Origin of the sequence: Phyllobacterium sp. TAF24, assembly GCF_052113785.1 — a bacterium.
Taxonomy (GTDB): domain Bacteria; phylum Pseudomonadota; class Alphaproteobacteria; order Rhizobiales; family Rhizobiaceae; genus Phyllobacterium.
On the sequence record NZ_JBFRDN010000028.1, the window covers coordinates 1 to 20,106 of the forward strand.

Sequence of the window (20,106 nt, forward strand, 5' to 3'; positions counted from 1 at the left end):
CCCTCATGGTGAGCCTGTCGAACCACGAACCATGTTGATGCAAAGCATCCTAAAATCAGAAGGCGGCGGTTATTCCGCCGCCGCCTGTTCATCATCCAATCCGAGGAAGCCACCGGATTGGCGGGCCCAAAGCCCGGCATAGATGCCGTCAGCGGCAATGAGTTCCTCATGGCTACCGCTTTCGACGATTTTGCCCTGATCCATCACCACGAGGCGATCAAGCGCCGCAATGGTGGACAGGCGGTGTGCGATGGCAATGACGGTCTTTCCCTGCATCAACCGATAGAGGTTGTCCTGAATGGCCGCTTCCACTTCCGAATCCAGCGCAGAAGTCGCCTCATCCATGATCAGAATGGGCGCATCCTTGAGCATGACCCGTGCGATGGCTATACGCTGGCGCTGACCGCCCGACAGTTTCACACCGCGTTCGCCCACATGAGCATCGAACCCGCGCCTTCCCTTGGGGTCAGATGCAGCCTCGATGAACGTTTCCGCCTGTGCGTTCTGCACAGCCTGCCGCATCAGTTCTTCCGATGCCTCAGGCTTGCCATAAAGCACATTGTCGCGGATCGAGCGGTGCAACAGCGAGGTATCCTGCGTGATCATACCGATATGCTCACGCAGGGAGTCCTGCTTCACCTTTGATATGTCTTGTCCATCAATGGTTATGCGACCGCTCTCCAGATCGTAAAACCGCAGCAACAGGTTGACGAGCGTCGACTTGCCCGCGCCTGACCGCCCGACGAGACCGATCTTTTCGCCGGGGCGAATATCAAGTGACAGACGGTCGATGACCCCTGCTCCCTTGCCATAATGGAAGCCGATAGCATCGAAGCTGATGGCACCGGTACTCACCTTGAGTTCGGGAGCGTTGGGAACATCGGTGACAAGGCGTGGCAACGAAATGGAGGTAATGCCGTCTTCCACTGTGCCGATATTCTCGAACAGTGCCGACATTTCCCACATGATCCACTGCGACATGCCGTTGAGACGAAGCACGAGACCAATACCGACTGCCACCGCGCCAACCGAAATGGCAGAGCCCAGCCACAGCCAGATCGCAATGCCGCTGACCGAGAACAGCAACAGGCAGTTCATCACATAGAGCGTGGCGTGGAATCCCGTCACCATGCGCATCTGCGTATAGGCTGTTGACAGGAACTCCTGCATTCCCTCGCGCGCATAGCTTTCCTCCCGTTTGGAATGGGAGAACAGCTTGACGGTGGCAATGTTGGTATAGCTGTCAACGATACGTCCGGTCATGGACGAGCGGGAATCCGCCTGCGCCTTTGATGCCACCTGCAATTTCGGGATGAAATACCACATCAGGCCGACATAGGCGGCCAGCCAGACGAGAAATGGTATCATGAGACGCAAATCCGCAGCGGCGGCAATGATCAGGGTACCGCTGAAATAAACGATCACATAGTTGAGCACGTCGAGCAGCTTCATCACCGCCTCACGCACGGCGAGCGATGTCTGCATCAGCTTGGTGGAAATTCGCCCGGCGAACTCGTCCTGGAAGAACGTCATCGACTGGCGAACCACATAGCGATGCACCATCCAGCGGATGCGCATGGGATAATTGCTCAGCAGCGTCTGATGGATGACAAGCGAATCGAGCAGAACAATGCCGGGCATTACAATCAGCACAACGCCGGCAAGCAAGGCGAGCTTCCAGCCTTCCTGCGCAACAAAGGTATCGCGTGACTGGTTGGACAACCAGTCAACGACATTGCCCATAAAGGCATACATCGACACTTCAAGCACGGCGATCGACGCGGTGCAGATGGCCATGACAACAAGCCACGGCCAGACACCACGTGTATAGTGCAAACAGAACGCAACCAGCGTTTTGGGTGGCTCCCTGGGCTCGGCAGATGGAAACGCCTCAAGCCTTTGTTCAAACCAGCGGAACATTATCAAACCTCTTTCGGGCAGCGGTCTCGAAGAAATGCGAGACAGGAATAAATCCGACGCAGATTGGCAGGTACTGCGCTTGAGTTGCCGGAGCATGATCGAAAGTGAAGAAAACAAACATGCAAACGCCAACTCGGGCGAATGCGACTTGTGTCAGGGAAGAAAAACTACGCGGAAAAAACAGACACAAGACCGCCAACGACACCGGCCAAGGCTTCAGCAGGTGAAGCCATCCGGTTTGGAAGAAGTCGGAAAAATTCAGTCATCGACACCTCCAAAGTTAGCGTTGCGGTCGAAACCCTATACCTATTATGAACAGAAAAAGCGAGAGGCTTTTCTAAGGAAAGATACTTGCGCGAATAGATTGTTGCCAATGGAGCACGCCGCCTGTGACTGACGCCAGACCTGACCTGCGCATTGCGCTCTACCAGCCAGATATTCCCGGTAATACAGGCACGATCCTGCGCATGGCCGCCTGTTTCGGTATCAGCGTTGATTTGATCGAGCCCGCAGGCTTCGATATTTCCGATCGTTCACTCAAGCGGGCCGGTATGGACTACCTCGAACAGGCAGCCCTCACGCGCCATGCGGACTGGCAGCATTTTCAGAACTGGCGGCTGGGCGAAAAGCGCCGGTTGTTGCTTTTCTCAACCAAAGCGGCCGTGCCCTATACGCAATTTGCGTTTCAGCCCGGTGATATATTGCTGCTCGGGCGCGAATCGTCAGGCGTACCGGATGAGGTGCATCAATCGGCTGATGCGCGGCTGATTATCCCGATGGTGCCGGGCGCCCGGTCGCTCAATCTCGCACTATCAGCAGCGATTGCCACCGGCGAGGCTCTCCGGCAGTTTTCCCTACCATCATAAAAAACGCCGGTCATTGCTGACCGGCGTTCTTATTCACATCAAAGCAAGCTTACTTGACTTCAGCTGCCTTGCCGCCTTCCCACTTGTAAAGAACAAAGGTCGGCGTCGTCAGATCGCCAGTCTTTGCATAGGTAAGGTCGCCAACAACGGTTGAAACCGGTGCGCCGGAATGCAGTGCTTCAGCCACCTTTGCCGGATCGGCAGAGCCAGCCTTTTCGATGCCAGCCTTGATGACCTGCAGCGCAGCATAGGCATTGAGCGTGAAGGCTTCAGGTGGAATGTTCTTGGCTTTCAAAGCTTCCATGATCTTCGCAGCGGATGGGTTCTTTGTCGGATCGGCACTGTTGGTGAACAATGTACCAGCAGCAGCTTCGCCGCCAATGGCCCAATATTCCGTGTTCGACAGGCCTTCGGCACCAATGATCTGGGCTTTGATGCCCTGATCAGCCAGCTGGCGGGCAATCAGGCCGCCTTCCGGATGATAACCACCGAAATAGATCACTTCGGCCTTTTCGGACTTCAGGCGGGTAATGAGCGCGCTATAGTCCTTTTCACCGGCATTGATGCCCTGATCGACAACTTCCTTGACGCCACCCTTGTTGAGCGCAGCCTTCAGACCATTGGCCAGACCCGTGCCATAGGTGTTCTTGTCGTAGACAACGGCAATGCGCTTGTCCTTGTAATGCTCAAGGATGTACTTGGCAGCCACGTCAGCCTGCTGGTCATCACGGCCGCAGGTGCGGAACACGGTTTCCAGACCGCGTGTGGTCAGTTCAGGCGTGGTGGATGTCGGGGTAATCATCAGGATGCCGTTTTCAGCCAGCACATCGGAAACCGGCATCGAAACGCCTGATGTAACCGGACCAACAACGAACTTGATGCCTTCGCCGACCACCTGGTTGGCAACCGACACGCCCTGCTTGGGCTCGCCCGCATCATCGAACAGCTTGATGACGATCTTTTCGCCCTTGATGCCCCCCTCGGCATTGATGGCTTCGGCGGCCGCTGCAACGCCGTTCTTCACCTGTGTGCCATAGGCAGCAACAGGGCCGGTAACAGGCGCGATATTTCCGATGACGATGTCAGCCCGGGCGAATGAAGTCATCGCCATGACAGCCGTCAACGCCACGCCAGAGATCAACGATAAGCGCATAGTGTCCTCCTTGAATTTTTTATTGCGCGGCCGGAAGATTCTCCGGCACTGAAAAAAGTTCTACTGTCTTTATGGCAGGCTGTCAGCCACGATTCATGACAATCCTGAATCCTTCGTTGAAATATTTTGATGCCATTTATGAAGAAAAGTGTTCCGTACCAGCAGTTTCAACCCGAGATTGTCAAAAATTCCAGAGTTCCCGTACTGAAAACAGTCTTTTCAGCGGATTTTAGTCCGCATTTGGCAAACGGCGCATGGTGAACTCGATGATATCGCCAGGCCGCTCGTACCAGCTCTCAATCTCGGTCCAGTAGGCGGCTTTCGGGTATTGCTCGAACCATTCCTTCGCCTTCTCGCGCGCTGCAAGGCGCGGCAGACGAAAACTCTCGCGGATGAATGCCCCGCGCTGCCGGCCGGTTTCACTGCGGCTTTCTTTCAGCTGCTTGCGCAAGCCGTCGAGCGGCGGCTTGGGGAAGTGTGCTCTGGGTACTTTGGAGACCATCTCGTATCCCTTCCTGAACCCTACATCCTCAGATTAGATCAAACTCAGCCCTGAAAACGAGTCATTTTTTTGGGATAGGTAAAACAGCTCCTTCCTTTGCTGGTGCCCTGATGTGATAACGTGCACAGCAAGAAGGATTCGTTGATATGGACCGCCCTGATATTCCTGCCATCCTGCCAGAAGCACTTGAAGACAAGAAGACAGCCGCGACTGCGTGGTTTGCCGAACTGCGCGACAAGATTTGCGCCAGTCTTGAGAAGTTGGAAGATGATCTGGATGGCCCCCTCTCCGACCGGGCGCCGGGCCGTTTCATCCAGACGCCTTGGCAACGCGAGGAAGGCAAAGGCGGCGGCGGCATCATGTCCATCATGCATGGCCGTGTCTTTGAAAAGGTTGGCGTGCATACATCGACGGTTCATGGCGAATTTTCACCCGAATTTCGCAAGCAGATACCGGGCGCCGAGGAAGATCCGCGCTTCTGGGCTTCCGGCATTTCGCTGATTGCCCATCCGCAGAACCCTTATGTACCGGCTGTTCATATGAACACGCGCATGGTCGTGACCACCCGCCAATGGTTTGGCGGCGGCGCTGACCTGACGCCGGTTCTTGATCGCAAGCGGACGCAGGAAGATGCGGATACGGCGGCCTTCCACAAGGCGCTGAAATTTGTCTGTGACAAACACTTTGCCGTCGCGAACCACGAGAAGTTCAAGAGCTGGTGCGATGAGTATTTCTACCTGCCGCATCGCAAGGAACCACGCGGCACCGGCGGCATTTTCTATGACTGGCTGCATTCATCGGAAGAAAATGGCGGCTGGGACGCGGATTTTGCCTTTACCCGCGATGTGGGCCGGGCATTCTCGGTCGTCTACCCGCATCTTGTGCGGCAGAACTTCAATCAGGATTGGGGTGCTGAGGACCGGCAGGAGCAGCTTATCAGGCGCGGCCGCTATGTGGAGTTCAACCTCCTCTATGATCGTGGCACGATCTTCGGGCTCAAGACCGGTGGCAATGTGGACTCGATCCTGTCTTCCATGCCACCGACAGTCAAATGGCCGTGATTTGATTTTTTAAGGGATCAATCTGGTTTTTTATGCGTTATGCTGCTGTTGGTACGGTTTTGACGCCGTATCTCGATGGAGAGAGTTCGTCTTATACGTGCTCACGACAGGGAGAAAAGCCATGAAAGAACTTCATTGCATCGTTCCCGGTTGCCAGTGGCATACCCGTCACGACACCGAAGCTGAAATCATCCGCCGCACCACCGAGCATCTTCGCGAAACCCATGGTGAGACGACCATTCGCGAATCCATGCTTGAAACCATCAAGGCCAATATCCAGCCTGAAAAGATCAAGGCTGCTTAATCAGGCCTTCCCATCAGTTCAGGAATTCTGGCAAGCAGCGCATCGCGGTCGAGGGCAAAGCCTGAGTCAATCCAGGCATCTTCAAGTGCGCGTTGCAGCTTGCCCACCTCGGGCCCCTTTTCCAGCCCGGCAGCGACAAGATCGCCGCCGGTTAGAGGGAATTTCGGTTTTTCATACCGCTCGGCAAATTCCAGCAATTTTGACAGATGACCGGCGCGCATCATGGCAGCATTATCATTGAGCGCACCCAAGCGCGCGGAGACCAATGCCAGCCGCAAGCAATAAATCATACCCTGACGGTCGCTGCGATAAAGCCGCTTGGCGAACCCCGTCTCCGAGATTTCGGCATTGGGCACGACAGCCGTCGCCCATGCTTCCAGACGCTCACGCTCCTGATTGGAGAGCTTCAAACGCACTGCCATCTCATTGATACGCTCCGCATTTGGCGGAATGATGCTGGCCAGACGCAGCAGCGGATCAACCTGCCAGCCCAGTTCTTTTTCAGTTTTGACAAGTCCATGGATCGTGTCGATGCCCCATTTCTCGCTCTCGGGCAGAACGGACGTCAGCACACCCGCCTGACGCATCCATAGAAGTGCGCGCGAGGGGTCCGGCGCCGCCAGCATTTTCTTCAGCTCCGACCAGACACGCTCCGACGACAATTGCGCCAGACCATCTTTCAACCGGGCGCAGGCTTTCAAGCCTTCGCTTTCGGGCCGGCCATGGCCATACCAGGCGAAAAACCGGAAAAACCTGAGGATACGCAGGTAATCTTCGCGGATACGCTGCTCGGCATCGCCGATAAATCGCAATGTCCGGCTTTCAATATCCGCAAGGCCGCCAACCAGATCAACAACCGTGCCATCAGCCTCAAGATAGAGCGCATTAATGGTGAAATCGCGCCGCGCCGCATCCACCTGCCAGTCCCGCCCGAAGGCGACAGCCGCATGACGCCCATCCGTCTCCACATCAGTCCGCAACGTTGTCACCTCGAAAGGCCGCTTGTCGGCGACGACTGTCACCGTGCCATGGCTTATGCCGGTTGGAATAGTCTTGAAACCAGCCTTCTGAGCACGATGAACCGTTTCATCGGGTACACAGGTTGTTGCAATATCGAGATCAGACACCTCTTGGCCCAGCAGCGTATTGCGCACCGCACCGCCGACAATGCGCGCGCCTTCGCCATCAGCGGAAAGAATGGAAAGCAATGTCTGCAAGGCTTCGTCCTGCAACCATGGAGCCTTGTCAGCAATGGAAATTCTCGTGCTCAAGAATAGAGCCTTTCATAAAGTATGCGGATGATGCCAGCTGTAGCGCCCCAGATGAAGCGGTCACCAAACGGCATGGTGTAATAGAAGCGCTCCTTGCCCTGCCATACACGACTTTCCCTTTTGTGGTTGGCAGGATTCATCAAAAAGGACAATGGCACTTCGAACACATCGGCCACTTCATCCGGGTTGGGTGTCAGGGTAAAAGGCGGATGGACCAGCCCGAGCACCGGCGTGATGGAATAGCCAGTCATGGTAAGATAACGCGGCAAACGGCCGAGAAGCTCCACATGCCGCCCCTCAAGCCCGATCTCCTCGTGGGTTTCGCGCAAAGCTGCCTTCTCAGGCTCGAAATCGTCCTCCGGATCAATCGCACCACCGGGGAAAGCCACTTGGCCCGAATGTTTACGCATATTGGCATTGCGCAGTGTCAGGATGACACCCGCCTCGTCGCCGCGGTCAACGATCGGGATCAGCACAGCCGCATCGCGCAATTTGGTTGCCGCTATCAACGCATCGAGATCGGGATTGAGCAGATGGTCGCCATTATCCCCGCTCAGCGGTTCATTGCCTTTCGATGCCACGCGCAGCGCAAAGGCGCGGGCAGAAAAGCCATCCTCATGCCACATGGTCTGGCTCATAGGCTCTGCTCTTCCAGCTCGCCCGATGGCATGATCGGGAAGATTGTTCCCTTGGAGCGCACGGCAAACATGGATTTGCCGTCGATCACCATATCTTCGCCATGGCTGACTATTTCATACATCACGGGCCGGGCCAGCAGGGCTTCCAGCCGCCCGCGCACCAGCAGATAGGGTTTCAAACCGCCATTATCAGGATCAATGACAAACCGCAGCGGATGATCCGCGCCAGCCTCGATAATATCGCCGACATTGCTGCGGAACGTCATGACCTGATCATCGCCCTCGCCAGAGACATTAAGCTCAACAGCAATGAAATGCGCATCCGCAATACGGATACCAACCTTCTCGACCGGGGTAACCAGATAGGTCTTGCCATCCGCATCCTTGCGCAGGACGGTGGAGAAAAGGCGGACCAGCGGCGCCCTGCCAATAGGGGTGCCCATATAGAACCAGGTACCATCGGCCTTGATCTCCATATCGAGATCACCGCAGAAATCCGGGTTCCATTTTTCAACCGGAGGCAGGCCCTTGCCTTGCGCAGCGGCGCGCGAAATCAGCGCTTCAAGTCCCGCCGCGTCCCGCAGACTGCCCTCTGACTGTGCCATTTTCAGACCTTTTTGCTCATTCGTCACGAAATAGTCACCGTTAAACCGCTTGTCAGCATGTCATAGTGATTTAGACTCATTTAATAATGGAACTGACCATAAACCAGCTCCGCAGGCCAGTGGTACGAATTTGACATGGAGACGAGGTAAACCATGACGATTATCAAAACCGGGGAACAGTCCGATCCGAAGGCGATGATAGCCGAAGCCGAAAAGGCGCTGGCCGATATTTCCAGAATACGCGCTGCAATCGGTACTGTCATCTTTGGTCAGGAAAGCGTGATTGAACGTACACTGGTGGCGCTGCTGGCTGGCGGCCATGCGCTTCTCGTGGGTGTTCCCGGCCTTGCCAAGACCAAGCTGGTGGAAACGCTCGGAACGGTGCTTGGTCTCGATGAGCGCCGTGTGCAGTTCACGCCCGATCTGATGCCATCGGATATTATCGGTTCGGAAGTCATGGAGCAGGACGACCATGGCAAGCGTTCGTTCCGCTATGTCAGGGGCCCGATCTTTGCGCAATTACTGATGGCCGACGAAATCAACCGCGCCTCGCCGCGCACCCAATCTGCGCTGCTGCAATCCATGCAGGAATATCATGTGACGGTTGCCGGTGAACGGCATGACCTGCCAACGCCGTTCCATGTGCTCGCGACACAGAACCCGCTGGAACAGGAAGGTACCTATCCCCTGCCCGAAGCCCAGCTTGACCGCTTCCTCATGCAGATCGACATTCTTTATCCTGAGCTTGATGCGGAACGCCGCGTCCTGCTGGAAACCACCGGCACATCGGAAGTACGCGCCGCCAAGACCATTGATGCCGAACGCCTGCGCGAAATGCAGCAGCTTATCCGCCGCATTCCTGTTGCAGAAGGCGTTGTCGAAGCCATTCTCAAGCTTGTGCGCTCGGCGCGTCCCGGCGCTGACAACGAGATTGCGCAAAAGTTCATTGCATGGGGTCCCGGACCTCGCGCCAGTCAGGCGCTGATGCTGTGTGCCCGCGCCCGCGCGCTTTATGACGGACGGCTCGCGCCTTCAATTGATGATGTCAGGGCGCTTGCCGAACCTGTTTTGCAACACCGTATGGCGCTGACATTTGCCGCCCGCGCCGACGGCATGAATGTACGTGAAGTCATCGCGAAACTGACAAAGGCAGCCCTCTGATGGCTGCAATCGGCGCGCAGGTCCAGAAGACAGCAACAAGAGAGGCACTGGCGCGTGCACGCCAGCGCGCCGCTCTGTTGCCTGATCTTCTGGTCGAAGCCCGCCGCATTGCCAACACCACGAATACCGGCTGGCATGGCCGCCGCAAAAGCGGCGTCGGTGAAACTTTCTGGCAGTTCCGGCCCTATACGGAAGGCGAAGCCGTTTCGCGTATCGACTGGCGCCGCTCGGCCCGTGATGACCGGATTTATATCCGCGATCAGGAATGGGAAGCCGCCCATACTGTCTGGCTTTGGGCTGATTCGTCCGCATCCATGCTCTACAAGTCAGAAATGGCGCAGGTATCGAAGGAATCACGCGCGCTCGTGCTCATTCTGGCTTTGGCCGAGCTTCTTTCGCGCAGTGGTGAGCGCATCGCCTTCCCCGGCGTGACTGACCCGACCTCCGCCGCCAATGGCGCAGAACGGTTGGCGACAGCATTGTCCCACGCAATTGATTTACCCAAACAGCCGGATTTCAGCAGGGTCAGGCGGTTTTCCGACGTGGTACTGGTGAGTGATTTTCTCGAACCGGTCAATGAAACGCTTGCCATGCTTGAGCAGATCGCGCAGCGCGGTGCCCGCGCCCATCTGGTCGAAATTTACGATCCGGCGGAAGAGGATTTCCCCTATAAGCGGCGCACGGAATTCGTCGACCCGGAATCCGGCGCGATACTGACTGTTGGTCGCGCGCAGGATTATGCCGAAGAATATAAGCGATTGTTCATTGCCCGGCGCGAAACCTTGAGCGCCTATTGCCGTCGCATCGGCTGGAGCTACACGACCAACCGCACGGACCGGCTTGCCTCTGAAGCGCTTGTTTCCGTTCACCTGAACATGACCGCTGACGCCGGTTATCAGAGGACCGGCATATGATGAGTGCTTTTCCTCTTGCCCTTGGTGCTCCGGCGATCCTTCTGGGTCTGCTGGCATTGCCAATTATCTGGTGGCTGCTACGGGCAACACCGCCACGGCCAATCCGCGAATCCTTCCCGCCGCTGAAAATTCTGGCGCAAATCCTCAAGAAGGAAGAAACACCGGATAGAAGCCCGTGGTGGCTGACATTGTTGCGGCTCGTGCTGGCAGCGATTGTCATTCTGGCACTGGCCGAGCCCATCTGGAATCCACGCCCCGAAACTTTGAGCGGCAAGGAACCTGTTGCCATCGTGCTCGACAATGGCTGGTCTTCCAATGAAGAATGGATTGCCCGCAAGGAGACGGCAGAGCGGTTGATTGCCGATGCCAATTCTTCCGGTGCGCTCATCTACATTCTTGGCACCGCCGAGAAACTGAATACCGATGTCGGGCCATTCGATGCCACAGCGGCGCTTGAACGGCTGCGAGCGCTGAATATCAGGCCAATCCCCGTCGACCGCGCTGCGGCTTTTGACCGGTTGAAAGCCGTTCTGACTGATGTCAAAGGCGTTCGTGTTGCCTACCTCAATGATGGTGTCGATACCCCGCAGGCAACCGCCGCCGTGAAATCGATGGAAGGATCAGGCATCGCCTCGGTGATCTGGTATCAGCCGTCTATCGCCAACCTTTCCGCCATCCGGCAGGTAGAGAACAATGCAAACGGGCTGACCGTTCACGCCGTGCGCTCCAATGACAGCCGCGCGTCCGGCGGCATTACTATTGGTGCCTATGACGAAAAAGGCCGCCGCATTGCCGAAACAGGACTGGTTTTCCGTGCCAATGAATCAACAGGCGAGGCAGTGATCACAGCGCCTTACGAGCTGCGCAACGATTTCAACGCACTGCGCATCGACAATGCTCCCAATGCCGGGGCGACATTCCTCGTCGATGACAATAACAAGCGGCGGCGCGTCGCGCTGCTTTCGGGCTCTGAAGCTGATCTGTCGCAGCCCCTGCTTTCACCACTCTATTACATTTCGCGCGCGCTGGAGCCTTTTGCCGATCTCCTGCGCCCGCACAATGCGGAACTGACCAAAGCCATTCCCGAACTGCTGGAGCAAAAACCATCCGTGGTCATCATGGCTGACATTGGCAAACTGCCCGGTGAAACGGAGCAGGCTATGGTCGATTGGGTGGCCAAGGGCGGCACGCTCATCCGCTTCGCTGGTCCACGCCTTGCTGGAAACAGCGAAGCGGACCCGCTTTTGCCTGTTAATCTGCGTAAGGGCGAGCGCTCGCTTGGCGGCGCATTGTCATGGAAAGAATCGCAGCCCATTGCCGCTTTCCCGGATAAGGGCCCGTTTGCCGGCCTGCCGACGCCGCAGGATGTCACGGTCACACGGCAAGTGCTGGCGGAACCCGCCGTCGACCTCTTCGAAAAGAGCTGGGCTAATCTCGCTGACGGCACACCGCTGGTAACAGGCGAAACGCGTGGCCGCGGCCAGATCGTCCTGTTCCACGTGACGCCCGAGGCCACATGGTCAAATCTTCCCATCAGCGGTAGTTTTGTTGACATGCTGCACCGGATTTTGACTTTGTCGCGCAACACAGGTCCATCACCGCAGGAAAATGGTGCTGTTGCTTCGCGCGCTCTTCCGCCTTACCTGACGCTGAATGCGGAAGGCGCCCTCACCCCACCCGGAGGAGACGCTAAGCCCTTGATCCTGAAAACAGGCGAAACCGGCAAGGTGAGCTTTGACAATCCTCCCGGTTTTTATGGTGTCGAGGATTCCATGAGCGCGCTCAATCTCTTCAAGCCCGACAGCGAGATCAATCCATTGGTTCGCCCCGATCTCAATATGCCCGTGACCACCGCGCGCTATGCCGTCGATGAATCGGTGCCGCTGCGCGGCCCGCTCTTTGGCCTTGCGGCCCTGCTTCTGGCTCTCGATGCTATTGCTATTTTCTGGCTAGGCGGGCATCTGCGCCGCCGGTTCAAGACCGCGGCGGTCACTTCTCTGGCGATCCTGCTCATTCCGGCTGTTCTTGCATTCGGCCCCTCTCCGGCCCACGCCCAGCAAAATGACAGCAAACCGGGTGATCAGCAGATACTGGACGCGGTCAATGTCACGCACCTTGCCTATGTGATCACAGGCGACAGTTCTGTCGACGATATCAGCAAGGCAGGTCTGTTCGGTCTTTCCAGAGCCCTTGCCGACAGCACAGCGCTGGAGCCGGGCGATCCCATCGGCGTCAACCCTGAAACCGACGAACTCGCGTTCTTTCCGCTGATCTACTGGCCGGTCGATCCATCAGCCAAAATGCCTTCCCCTGCCTCGATAGCCAAGATCGATGCCTATATGCAGCAGGGCGGAACCGTTCTGTTTGATACGCGCGATCAGGATGCGGCGGCAATCAGCTTTGATAACAGCTCGACACCGGCCAATGCGCGTCTGCGCGATATCCTGTCCGGGCTGAACATACCGGCGCTGGAACCGGTTCCCAATGATCATGTGCTGACCAAGGCATTTTACATCCTGCAGGATTTCCCGGGCCGTTACCGGGGTAGCCAGCTCTGGGTGCAGGCCTCGCAGGCGCCCGAGGCAAGCAAGGACAGGCCGGTGCGCGTAGGTGATGGCGTTTCGCCCATCATGATCACCGGCAACGATTTTGCCGGAGCATGGGCCGTCAACGCCAGCGGCACACCTCTGCTGCCCACCGTTCCGAATGATCCCGATCAGCGGGTTCTGGCCTATCGCGCAGGCATTAACATTGTCATGTACATGCTGACAGGCAACTACAAATCCGATCAGGTGCACGTCCCTGAACTTTTGAAGCGGCTGGCGAACTGACATGTATCTTTCCCTCGATTTCCAGCCCCTGCTCTCCACATCACTTCTGGCGCTCCTGCTGCTGCCTTTGCTGGCGCTTGCATTGGCGGGCCTTTATCTGCGCCAACGCGGCGGCGTTATTCGCCTGCTGGCTGCCGCCGCGCTTGCCATGGCCCTGTTCAATCCGGTTGTGATCAATGAGGAGCGGGAGCCGCTCAAAAGCGTTGTGGCTGTCATAGCCGACCGCAGTCAGAGTCAGGACATAGGCGACCGCGCGGCTGATACCACCGAAGCACTCAAGCAGGTTCAGGCAGCACTTGGCCGCCTGCCGCAGTTTGAGGTGCGGACCGTCGAGACCAACCGCGCCAGCGAGAATGATGACGCCACGGCGACAAGGCTGTTTCAGGCGGTCAACAGTGCGTTTCGCGATGTCCCGCCGTCGCGTATCGGTGGCGCCATTATGATCACCGATGGTCAGGTGCACGACATTCCGAACAATGTAGCCGGTCTCGGCTTCAACGCACCGGTGCATGGCCTCATCACAGGCAGACCGGGCGAGATTGACCGCCGTATCCAATTTGTCCGCGCGCCCCGCTTTGGCATAACAGGCAAGCCGCAGCAGATGACCTATAAGGTGACAGCTGCCGGTGAGCCGCAGGGCGGCCGCGCCCGTGTTACCGTGCGCGTCAATGGCAATCAGATGACGTCGCAGGATGCGATCATCGGCGAGGAGATGCCACTTGAAGTGACCCTGCCCCGTGCTGGCGTCAATATTGTCGAACTTTCAGTTGATGCGGTTCCCAATGAGCTGACCGAGATCAACAACCGTGCCGTCGCCATGGTTGATGGTATCCGGGAAAACCTGAAAGTCTTGCTGGTCTCCGGTGAACCACACAATGGCGAGCGCACCTGGCGCAATCTTCTGAAATCCGATGCCTCGGTGGATCTCGTCCACTTCACCATTCTGCGTCCGCCAGAAAAACAGGACAGCACGCCGATCAATGAACTGTCGCTGATCGCTTTCCCGACGCGTGAGCTGTTCGTTGAGAAGATCGATCAGTTTGATCTGATCATTTTCGACCGCTATCAGCACCGCGATGTGCTGCCGCTGCTCTATTATGACTACATCAATGACTATGTGCAGAAGGGTGGCGCATTGCTGATTGCGGCAGGTCCTGAATATGCGGGCAATGTATCGATCGCCAATACACCGCTCCTGACTGTCCTGCCCGCAACGCCAACAGGCGAGGTGACGGAACAGGCCTTCTATCCGCGTTTGAGCGATGACGGCAAACGCCATCCCGTCACCCGTGGCCTTGAAGGCAGCACACAGGAGCCACCACAATGGAGCCGCTGGTTCCGCGTCATTGATGTCAACAAGCCGGAGGGTTCTGTTGTCATGAATGCGGGTGACAAGCCGCTGCTGGTGCTTAACCGCATCGGTGAAGGCCGTGTCGGCATGTTCCTTTCCGATCAGGGCTGGCTTTGGGCGCGCGGCTTTGAAGGCGGCGGCCCGCATGCGGCGCTCTATCGCCGGATTGCCCATTGGCTGATGAAGGAGCCGGAGCTTGAAGAGGAAGCGCTGACGGCATCGGGCAGTGGCCGCAATCTCGAAATCCGCCGCCAGACGATGAAGAAAACCGCCGCACCGGCAAGCATCATTACACCATCGGGCAAGAAGCAGGACATTCCACTCACCGAGACGGAACCCGGTGTGTTTACGGCATCCGTGCCGACAACGGAAATCGGGCTGTTCCAGATCGCCAATGGCGATCAGACAACGCTCGCCCATGTCGGGCCGGTTGATGCACCTGAATTTGCTGACAATGTATCGACAACGGACAAGCTCAATGATCTGGCGCGCGAAACCGGCGGCGGTACCCGCCGCTTGCGCGAAACCGCTGATCAGCCATCCATCGAGGTGCCAAGTATCGTCGCCTCGCGTGGCTTTGCCAGCGCCAGCGGCGACAACTGGATCGGCTTGCGCCCAACCAATGAAACCGTATTGAAGAGCGTCAATCGTCTGCCGCTGTTCTCAGGTTTCCTTGGCCTAGCAGCTATGATCCTTGTTCTCGGCAGCATGTGGTATCGCGAAGGCCGGTAAAATCAGGCTTAGCGACCACCCGAATCCGCGTGTCTAACCCAGCCCTGAACATCTTTCAGCACACGAGGCTCAAGTTCGCAGGCGAGAAAGCGGGATGGTTCGACTGGTGCGGGCATTTCAATCTGATGCCCGACAATCTGCCGGAAGCCGAAAGGCGCGTAATAAGGCTCGTCACCAACCAGAATAATCAGCTTGTGCCCGGCAAGACGCGCCGTCTCGATAGATTTGCGCATAAGCGCCGCGCCGATACCCTGCTTCTTCCAGGCGGGCCGAACCGCAAGCGGACCGAGCAGCATGGCTGGTGTGGTGCCGATCAGGATGGGCGTCAACCGTACGGACCCGACGACATAAGCGCCATTCATCGCAACAAAGGAGAGATTACGGTCATGCGGACCACCTTCGCGGATGCGATAGGCAGCACGGGTAAAACGGCCGGGGCCAAAAGCCTCTTTGTTGATGTCTTCAATGTCAGCATCGTGCGCCGGTTCTTCCGGTGCGTAGGTCACGACATGGGTCAGCATGCTGGGTATCTTTATAAAGGAGTAGACAATGGCCTTCGGGCCAACACAGGAATATCCGCCGCGCTTTTCAGCGCCGGTACTGGTTTCATCGTCGGATGAAGAGGAATCCTGTCACAAAATGTCTCCTTTTTTCCCGCGTAGCATCTCAGCAACGCTGCGTAAACCGAATTTCTCGCGGCAAGCGCAAAAAGTGACGCTCTGTTCACCCTTGCAAAGCTGGTTTGAACGACATTTATGTCCAAGTATAGGCTATCAGCAACAAACACGATTATCATTGCCCGTGCGCAGCATTGCGGGCCAAGGAGTATGAAATGGGTCTTCTCGTTGACGGCAAATGGCATGACCAGTGGTACGACACCAAAGACAGCGGTGGGCGTTTCATCCGCTCAGAATCGCAGTTCCGCAATTGGGTGACGGTAGACGGCTCCGCTGGACCGACGGGCAAAGCCGGGTTCAAGGCTGAAGCTGGGCGCTATCATCTCTATGTTTCCTACGCCTGCCCATGGGCGCATCGCACCCTGATTTTCCGGGCCCTGAAAAAGCTGCAGGATGTCATTTCCGTATCCGTTGTCGATCATTTCATGGGAGCCGATGGCTGGACCTTCAATGCCGTCGATGGTGCCACTCCTGATCATCTCTTTGGTTTCAAACGGCTCCACGAAGTCTATACGCGCGCTGATCCGGCTTATTCTGGCCGCGTAACGGTGCCTGTGCTGTGGGACAAACACCAGAACACCATCGTTTCAAACGAGTCTGCGGAAATCATCCGCATGCTGAACTCGGCATTCGATGCCTTTGGCGATGCCTCGCTGGATTTTTACCCGCAAGCCCAGCGCACCGAGATCGATGCCGTCAATGCACTGGTTTATCCCAACATCAACAATGGGGTGTACCGGGCTGGCTTTGCCACCACACAGGACGCTTACGAGGAAGCCTTTGACCAGCTTTTTGCAACACTGGATCAATTGGAAGAGCGTCTTGCCACACAACGCTATCTCACTGGCAATCAGTTGACCGAGGCCGACTGGCGTCTGTTCACCACCTTGCTGCGTTTTGATCCTGTCTATGTCGGGCATTTCAAATGCAACCGGCAGCGCATTGCCGACTATCCGAACCTGTCGAACTATACACGCGACCTTTATCAGGTGCCCGGCGTGGCCGAGACGGTGAACATGCTGCATATCAAGGCGCATTATTACGGCAGCCACAAAACCATCAACCCAACAGGTATTATCCCCAAGGGACCGACGCTGGATTTTACCGCTCCACATGACCGGGACCGCTTCTGATCTACCAGGTCAGCGGCACCTCGGCACCCTCTAGAATTTCAGCAAGCCGGCGCCGGGTGGAAGCAGTCGTCCCTTCAGGGAGGGCATCGAGCCTGAAGAACCCCGCTTCGGCGATTTCGCGATCCGGCAGGCGCTGTGCAGTCTGCCGGAATGAGCGGCAAACATAGAGCGCGACGTGATCGCGCTTTGAAGCATGGGCATTGTGATAGATGGCAAAGAGCTGCGGCCTTCCTGTCAGCTCGATATTGCCCTCTTCCATCAGTTCCTTTGCAAGTGTCTGTTCAACCGTATGGCCAGTTTCCACGCCGCCGCCCGGAAACTGCCAGCCTGGCACATAAGTATGCCTGACGAGGAAGACCGATTGCGTTGCTTCGTCAAGGATAACGCCCCGCGCGCCCAACGTCATGGGACGTCGCAGGAGAAAATAGGTGTGAAACAGGCGATATCGCCACTTCACGCTTTTGTCAGCCATTTCGTCGGTCCTAATGGGAACCTTGCAGCAATGCGACGGTTCTAACACTGGATTCCTACGCTATACTCTCTTAAAGCTGAAATAATGTTCCGCCTTGCACACATCTCCGACATTCATCTATCGCCTTTGCCCGCGCTGAGCCTGCGCGAGCTGATTTCCAAGCGCATCACAGGTTACGTCAACTGGCGCTCTAACCGCAAAGGCTCGATGACCGGCGGGACGCTCGAAACATTGGTTGCTGATTTGAAGGCACAGTCACCTGATCATCTGGCGGTGACCGGCGATCTCGTCAACCTTGCCCTTGATGAGGAACTGGAAACGGCGGAGCGCTGGTTGAAAACACTTGGCAATCCCCATGATGTTTCTGTTGTGCCGGGTAATCACGACGCCTATGTGCCGGGCGCATTGAAGAAAACGCGGCGCTATTGGGCGCCGTGGATGCTGGGGGACCGCGAGGTGGCGGAGCATCGCCCGGTTGAATTTCCCTATTTAAGGGTTCGCGGCGATGTGGCGCTGATTGGCGTATCCTCGGCACGGGCAACCGCCCCGTTCATGGCAACAGGCGATTTACGCGACCGACAGGCAAGGCGTCTCGGCGAAATCCTTGACGAAACCGGCAAGCGCGGGCTTTTTCGTGTGATTATGATCCACCACCCGCCCGTGCGCGGCGCTGCGCCAGCGCATAAGCGGCTGCTTGGCATCGGGTTGTTTCAGCGGACCGTACGACAGCATGGCGCGGAACTCGTCCTGCATGGCCACACCCATCTGGCAACACGCTATGAAATCAATGGGCCCGACTGGAAAGTCCCTGTTGTTTGCGTACCATCCGCCAGCCAGAGCTTTGGGGCGCACAAGCCGCCAGCACGTTTCAATATTTTCGCAATCGAAAAGACGAATTCCGGCTGGTCGTGCCGCATGACGGAGCGCGGCATCGTCAACGCCGAAATGACTATCGAGACGATAGCAGAGCATGATCTGAACGTGGGCGCCGTTTCCGCAAACGCCTAAGTCTCAGAAATAGGGCGAGAGCCGGTCCCAGAAAAAGGCAAGCAAAGCGCCTGCGCCCGCAAGCGCACCGATCAACAGCCAGATCACCGCATTGACGAAATCATTCACCATGGAACGATGCTGCCGTATCTGAACAACGGGCGCTGCCACCGGCTGGAGAGCCGTTTCCATTTGTTTGGCAGGCTCGGGTTCAGCAGCTCCGTCACGCAGACTGATGCGCTCGCCTTCCATCATGCGCTGACGCTCGACAATCCGCTCGGCGATGTAATTGGTGACCGCATCCGAGATGGGTTTTACCTCGGTCGCTTCAGCCACAACGATCCGGCCAAGCCGGGTATCGCGGACAAAGCGATAGGTACGGCGATCCCGCCCCATCATCACATGCGAGGTTGCATCGATCCACAAACGCGGCTGCAAACCGGTGGAAATGGCAAAATCCCATTGTTCGTCATCAGCAGGCACTTCATCGAAAACCGGCTTCAAATCTTCTGCCAGAATCTCGATGCGGGCGCGGTCCGCTTCCTTCATGTCGATGACAACGTCACCGCGATCGGCAGCCGCTACCTGAGCTCCGCGAATGGCATCGCCAAGCCTGCGTCTGTCATCCGGGATCTTGTCTCGCATCTCACTCATGGGCGTTTCCAGCAGAGAGGGTTAAGGCATCATTAACAATATGCCCGTGCCATTGCACCAGAAACTTGTCCGAATTCAGCCAGTGCCCACAGTTGCGAGAATCAGGCTGCTGACTTCATCGGGAATTTCCTCGATCAGCATATGCCCCGCCCCGTCAAACCGGTGTAGGGCGAAGCTGGATGGCAGACCTTCCGATTGATAGAGAGGCAGAACATTGTCGAGCCGTCCCCATGCAAGAGTGACAGGCATCGTGAATGCGTCAAGAAACTCACGGGGAATTGTCCCTTGCAGCCCGTCCTTCATCATCCGGGCGAGAATGGCATCGAGCCGTTCGATCTGCCCCGGTTTCGCGCGCAGGTTTATATCGCGCCTTATCATGTCCTCGGGCACTGGATGACGCCAACCGAACATGCCTTCGAGCGCCATCTTCAGGTCATCATATTCGCGCGCAGCCGCATAATGCTGAAGCAACCGGCCATTGATATCAGGACCAAAACCACCGGGTGCAAGCAATGTCAGCGATGAGACTTTCTCCGGCGCAAAGGCTGCGATCAAGACCGCCGTTGCGCCGCCCATTGAATGGCCGACCAGATGCACCTTCTGAATAGTCCGCCTGCCAATATCGTCAATCACCGCCTGCGCGAAATGACGTGCAGTCACAGCATCGGGATAATCAAGCGATGCTCCGTGACCGGGCAAATCAAAAGCAATAGTCGGATGCTTGCCAGAGACGGCGCTTTGGACTTCATGCCAACTGGCGGCTGTTCCACCAAAACCATGCAGAAACACAATGGGTGTTCCTGCACTCTCACCCATCTCGATTGCGCCCAGCTGGTGCATGCATATCTCCCGACAAGAAAAAGGCCGCTTCACA

At 56.9% G+C, this 20,106-nt stretch carries 20 protein-coding genes; 10 read left to right on the forward strand and 10 right to left on the reverse strand.

Features of this window, described 5'->3' with window-relative positions:
* Positions 1–69: 69 nt before the first annotated feature.
* The gene (locus tag AB4Y96_RS20375) at positions 70–1,920 is read right to left on the reverse strand and encodes an ABC transporter ATP-binding protein (RefSeq protein WP_441919487.1); all 1,851 of its coding nucleotides are present in this window, start codon (positions 1,918–1,920) and stop codon (positions 70–72) included.
* Positions 1,921–2,309: 389 nt separating this feature from the next.
* Between AB4Y96_RS20375 and AB4Y96_RS20380 the strand changes: the two genes are divergently transcribed.
* Complete coding sequence (locus AB4Y96_RS20380) at positions 2,310–2,786, forward strand: tRNA (cytidine(34)-2'-O)-methyltransferase (RefSeq protein ID WP_112525845.1); 477 nt, start codon at positions 2,310–2,312, stop codon at positions 2,784–2,786.
* A 49-nt stretch (positions 2,787–2,835) separates the two neighbouring features.
* On the opposite strand, the gene AB4Y96_RS20385 is transcribed toward AB4Y96_RS20380, so the two are convergent.
* Together AB4Y96_RS20385 and AB4Y96_RS20390 are read right to left on the reverse strand one after the other, a co-directional pair.
* Positions 2,836–3,939 (reverse strand): ABC transporter substrate-binding protein, encoded by a 1,104-nt coding sequence (locus tag AB4Y96_RS20385; RefSeq protein WP_441919488.1) that lies wholly within the window; start codon positions 3,937–3,939, stop codon positions 2,836–2,838.
* A 229-nt stretch (positions 3,940–4,168) separates the two neighbouring features.
* The gene (locus tag AB4Y96_RS20390) at positions 4,169–4,441 is read right to left on the reverse strand and encodes a hypothetical protein (RefSeq protein ID WP_441919489.1); all 273 of its coding nucleotides are present in this window, start codon (positions 4,439–4,441) and stop codon (positions 4,169–4,171) included.
* Between the two features lie 146 nt (positions 4,442–4,587).
* Between AB4Y96_RS20390 and hemF the strand changes: the two genes are divergently transcribed.
* Positions 4,588–5,502 (forward strand): oxygen-dependent coproporphyrinogen oxidase, encoded by a 915-nt coding sequence (gene hemF / locus AB4Y96_RS20395; protein WP_441919491.1) that lies wholly within the window; start codon positions 4,588–4,590, stop codon positions 5,500–5,502.
* A gap of 121 nt (positions 5,503–5,623) precedes the next feature.
* Positions 5,624–5,806, forward strand: coding sequence for a DUF1059 domain-containing protein (locus tag AB4Y96_RS20400; RefSeq protein WP_091878023.1), 183 nt, complete (start codon positions 5,624–5,626; stop codon positions 5,804–5,806).
* On the opposite strand, the gene AB4Y96_RS20405 is transcribed toward AB4Y96_RS20400, so the two are convergent.
* From AB4Y96_RS20405 to AB4Y96_RS20415, 3 genes are read right to left on the reverse strand one after another with little or no spacing between them, the layout of a single operon-like run.
* Entirely contained in the window at positions 5,803–7,077 is a 1,275-nt protein-coding gene (locus AB4Y96_RS20405) for a CCA tRNA nucleotidyltransferase (RefSeq protein WP_441919493.1), read from the reverse strand. The genes AB4Y96_RS20400 and AB4Y96_RS20405 overlap by 4 nt on opposite strands.
* Positions 7,074–7,715: a CoA pyrophosphatase gene (locus tag AB4Y96_RS20410; RefSeq protein ID WP_441919494.1), complete on the reverse strand. Its 642-nt coding sequence runs from the start codon at positions 7,713–7,715 to the stop codon at positions 7,074–7,076. Before AB4Y96_RS20410 ends, AB4Y96_RS20405 begins: the two co-directional genes overlap by 4 nt.
* Positions 7,712–8,320, reverse strand: coding sequence for a DUF1285 domain-containing protein (locus AB4Y96_RS20415; RefSeq protein ID WP_441919496.1), 609 nt, complete (start codon positions 8,318–8,320; stop codon positions 7,712–7,714). The genes AB4Y96_RS20410 and AB4Y96_RS20415 overlap by 4 nt, the downstream gene beginning before the upstream one ends.
* A gap of 153 nt (positions 8,321–8,473) precedes the next feature.
* Here AB4Y96_RS20415 and AB4Y96_RS20420 point away from each other — a divergent pair, with 153 nt between their 5' ends.
* The 4 genes from AB4Y96_RS20420 to AB4Y96_RS20435 are packed head-to-tail and all read left to right on the forward strand — an operon-like array spanning position 8,474 to position 15,309.
* A complete protein-coding gene (locus AB4Y96_RS20420) occupies positions 8,474–9,481 on the forward strand; it encodes an AAA family ATPase (RefSeq protein ID WP_441919497.1) in 1,008 nt (335 codons plus the stop codon).
* Complete coding sequence (locus tag AB4Y96_RS20425) at positions 9,481–10,395, forward strand: DUF58 domain-containing protein (RefSeq protein WP_441919499.1); 915 nt, start codon at positions 9,481–9,483, stop codon at positions 10,393–10,395. The genes AB4Y96_RS20420 and AB4Y96_RS20425 overlap by 1 nt, the downstream gene beginning before the upstream one ends.
* Complete coding sequence (locus AB4Y96_RS20430) at positions 10,395–13,226, forward strand: DUF4159 domain-containing protein (RefSeq protein ID WP_441919501.1); 2,832 nt, start codon at positions 10,395–10,397, stop codon at positions 13,224–13,226. The genes AB4Y96_RS20425 and AB4Y96_RS20430 overlap by 1 nt, the downstream gene beginning before the upstream one ends.
* A gap of 1 nt (position 13,227) precedes the next feature.
* Complete coding sequence (locus AB4Y96_RS20435) at positions 13,228–15,309, forward strand: hypothetical protein (RefSeq protein ID WP_441919503.1); 2,082 nt, start codon at positions 13,228–13,230, stop codon at positions 15,307–15,309.
* 8 nt (positions 15,310–15,317) lie between these two features.
* Here the strand turns inward: AB4Y96_RS20435 and AB4Y96_RS20440 are convergent, their stop codons facing one another.
* Complete coding sequence (locus tag AB4Y96_RS20440) at positions 15,318–15,830, reverse strand: GNAT family N-acetyltransferase (protein ID WP_441919505.1); 513 nt, start codon at positions 15,828–15,830, stop codon at positions 15,318–15,320.
* A 28-nt stretch (positions 15,831–15,858) separates the two neighbouring features.
* On the opposite strand from AB4Y96_RS20440, the gene AB4Y96_RS20445 reads away from it, so the two are divergent.
* Together AB4Y96_RS20445 and AB4Y96_RS20450 are read left to right on the forward strand one after the other, a co-directional pair.
* Entirely contained in the window at positions 15,859–16,140 is a 282-nt protein-coding gene (locus tag AB4Y96_RS20445; protein WP_441919506.1) for a hypothetical protein, read from the forward strand.
* Between the two features lies 1 nt (position 16,141).
* The gene (locus tag AB4Y96_RS20450; protein WP_441919507.1) at positions 16,142–17,119 is read left to right on the forward strand and encodes a glutathione S-transferase family protein; all 978 of its coding nucleotides are present in this window, start codon (positions 16,142–16,144) and stop codon (positions 17,117–17,119) included.
* A 1-nt stretch (position 17,120) separates the two neighbouring features.
* On the opposite strand, the gene AB4Y96_RS20455 is transcribed toward AB4Y96_RS20450, so the two are convergent.
* Entirely contained in the window at positions 17,121–17,576 is a 456-nt protein-coding gene (locus tag AB4Y96_RS20455; protein WP_441919561.1) for an NUDIX domain-containing protein, read from the reverse strand.
* Between the two features lie 99 nt (positions 17,577–17,675).
* Here AB4Y96_RS20455 and AB4Y96_RS20460 point away from each other — a divergent pair, with 99 nt between their 5' ends.
* Positions 17,676–18,599 carry a metallophosphoesterase family protein gene (locus AB4Y96_RS20460; protein WP_441919509.1) on the forward strand — a complete coding sequence of 308 codons (924 nt, stop codon included), beginning with the start codon at positions 17,676–17,678 and terminating at the stop codon, positions 18,597–18,599.
* 3 nt (positions 18,600–18,602) lie between these two features.
* On the opposite strand, the gene AB4Y96_RS20465 is transcribed toward AB4Y96_RS20460, so the two are convergent.
* Together AB4Y96_RS20465 and AB4Y96_RS20470 are read right to left on the reverse strand one after the other, a co-directional pair.
* Positions 18,603–19,232 (reverse strand): hypothetical protein, encoded by a 630-nt coding sequence (locus AB4Y96_RS20465; protein ID WP_441919510.1) that lies wholly within the window; start codon positions 19,230–19,232, stop codon positions 18,603–18,605.
* A gap of 75 nt (positions 19,233–19,307) precedes the next feature.
* Positions 19,308–20,072, reverse strand: coding sequence for an alpha/beta fold hydrolase (locus tag AB4Y96_RS20470; protein WP_441919511.1), 765 nt, complete (start codon positions 20,070–20,072; stop codon positions 19,308–19,310).
* Between the last annotated feature and the right edge of the window lie 34 nt (positions 20,073–20,106).

Bases quoted from the DNA above. Each gene is read 5' to 3' on its own strand.
- AB4Y96_RS20435 (WP_441919503.1), top strand. From the start codon at position 13,228: ATGTATCTTTCCCTCGATTTCCAGCCCCTGCTCTCCACATCACTTCTG.
- AB4Y96_RS20390 (WP_441919489.1), bottom strand. From the start codon at position 4,441: ATGGTCTCCAAAGTACCCAGAGCACACTTCCCCAAGCCGCCGCTCGAC.
- hemF (WP_441919491.1), top strand. From the start codon at position 4,588: ATGGACCGCCCTGATATTCCTGCCATCCTGCCAGAAGCACTTGAAGAC.
- AB4Y96_RS20440 (WP_441919505.1), bottom strand. From the start codon at position 15,830: ATGCTGACCCATGTCGTGACCTACGCACCGGAAGAACCGGCGCACGAT.
- AB4Y96_RS20445 (WP_441919506.1), top strand. From the start codon at position 15,859: ATGGCCTTCGGGCCAACACAGGAATATCCGCCGCGCTTTTCAGCGCCG.
- AB4Y96_RS20450 (WP_441919507.1), top strand. From the start codon at position 16,142: ATGGGTCTTCTCGTTGACGGCAAATGGCATGACCAGTGGTACGACACC.
- AB4Y96_RS20400 (WP_091878023.1), top strand. From the start codon at position 5,624: ATGAAAGAACTTCATTGCATCGTTCCCGGTTGCCAGTGGCATACCCGT.
- AB4Y96_RS20410 (WP_441919494.1), bottom strand. From the start codon at position 7,715: ATGAGCCAGACCATGTGGCATGAGGATGGCTTTTCTGCCCGCGCCTTT.
- AB4Y96_RS20460 (WP_441919509.1), top strand. From the start codon at position 17,676: ATGTTCCGCCTTGCACACATCTCCGACATTCATCTATCGCCTTTGCCC.
- AB4Y96_RS20385 (WP_441919488.1), bottom strand. From the start codon at position 3,939: ATGCGCTTATCGTTGATCTCTGGCGTGGCGTTGACGGCTGTCATGGCG.
- AB4Y96_RS20465 (WP_441919510.1), bottom strand. From the start codon at position 19,232: ATGAGTGAGATGCGAGACAAGATCCCGGATGACAGACGCAGGCTTGGC.
- AB4Y96_RS20430 (WP_441919501.1), top strand. From the start codon at position 10,395: ATGAGTGCTTTTCCTCTTGCCCTTGGTGCTCCGGCGATCCTTCTGGGT.
- AB4Y96_RS20425 (WP_441919499.1), top strand. From the start codon at position 9,481: ATGGCTGCAATCGGCGCGCAGGTCCAGAAGACAGCAACAAGAGAGGCA.
- AB4Y96_RS20420 (WP_441919497.1), top strand. From the start codon at position 8,474: ATGACGATTATCAAAACCGGGGAACAGTCCGATCCGAAGGCGATGATA.
- AB4Y96_RS20375 (WP_441919487.1), bottom strand. From the start codon at position 1,920: ATGTTCCGCTGGTTTGAACAAAGGCTTGAGGCGTTTCCATCTGCCGAG.
- AB4Y96_RS20470 (WP_441919511.1), bottom strand. From the start codon at position 20,072: ATGCACCAGCTGGGCGCAATCGAGATGGGTGAGAGTGCAGGAACACCC.
- AB4Y96_RS20415 (WP_441919496.1), bottom strand. From the start codon at position 8,320: ATGGCACAGTCAGAGGGCAGTCTGCGGGACGCGGCGGGACTTGAAGCG.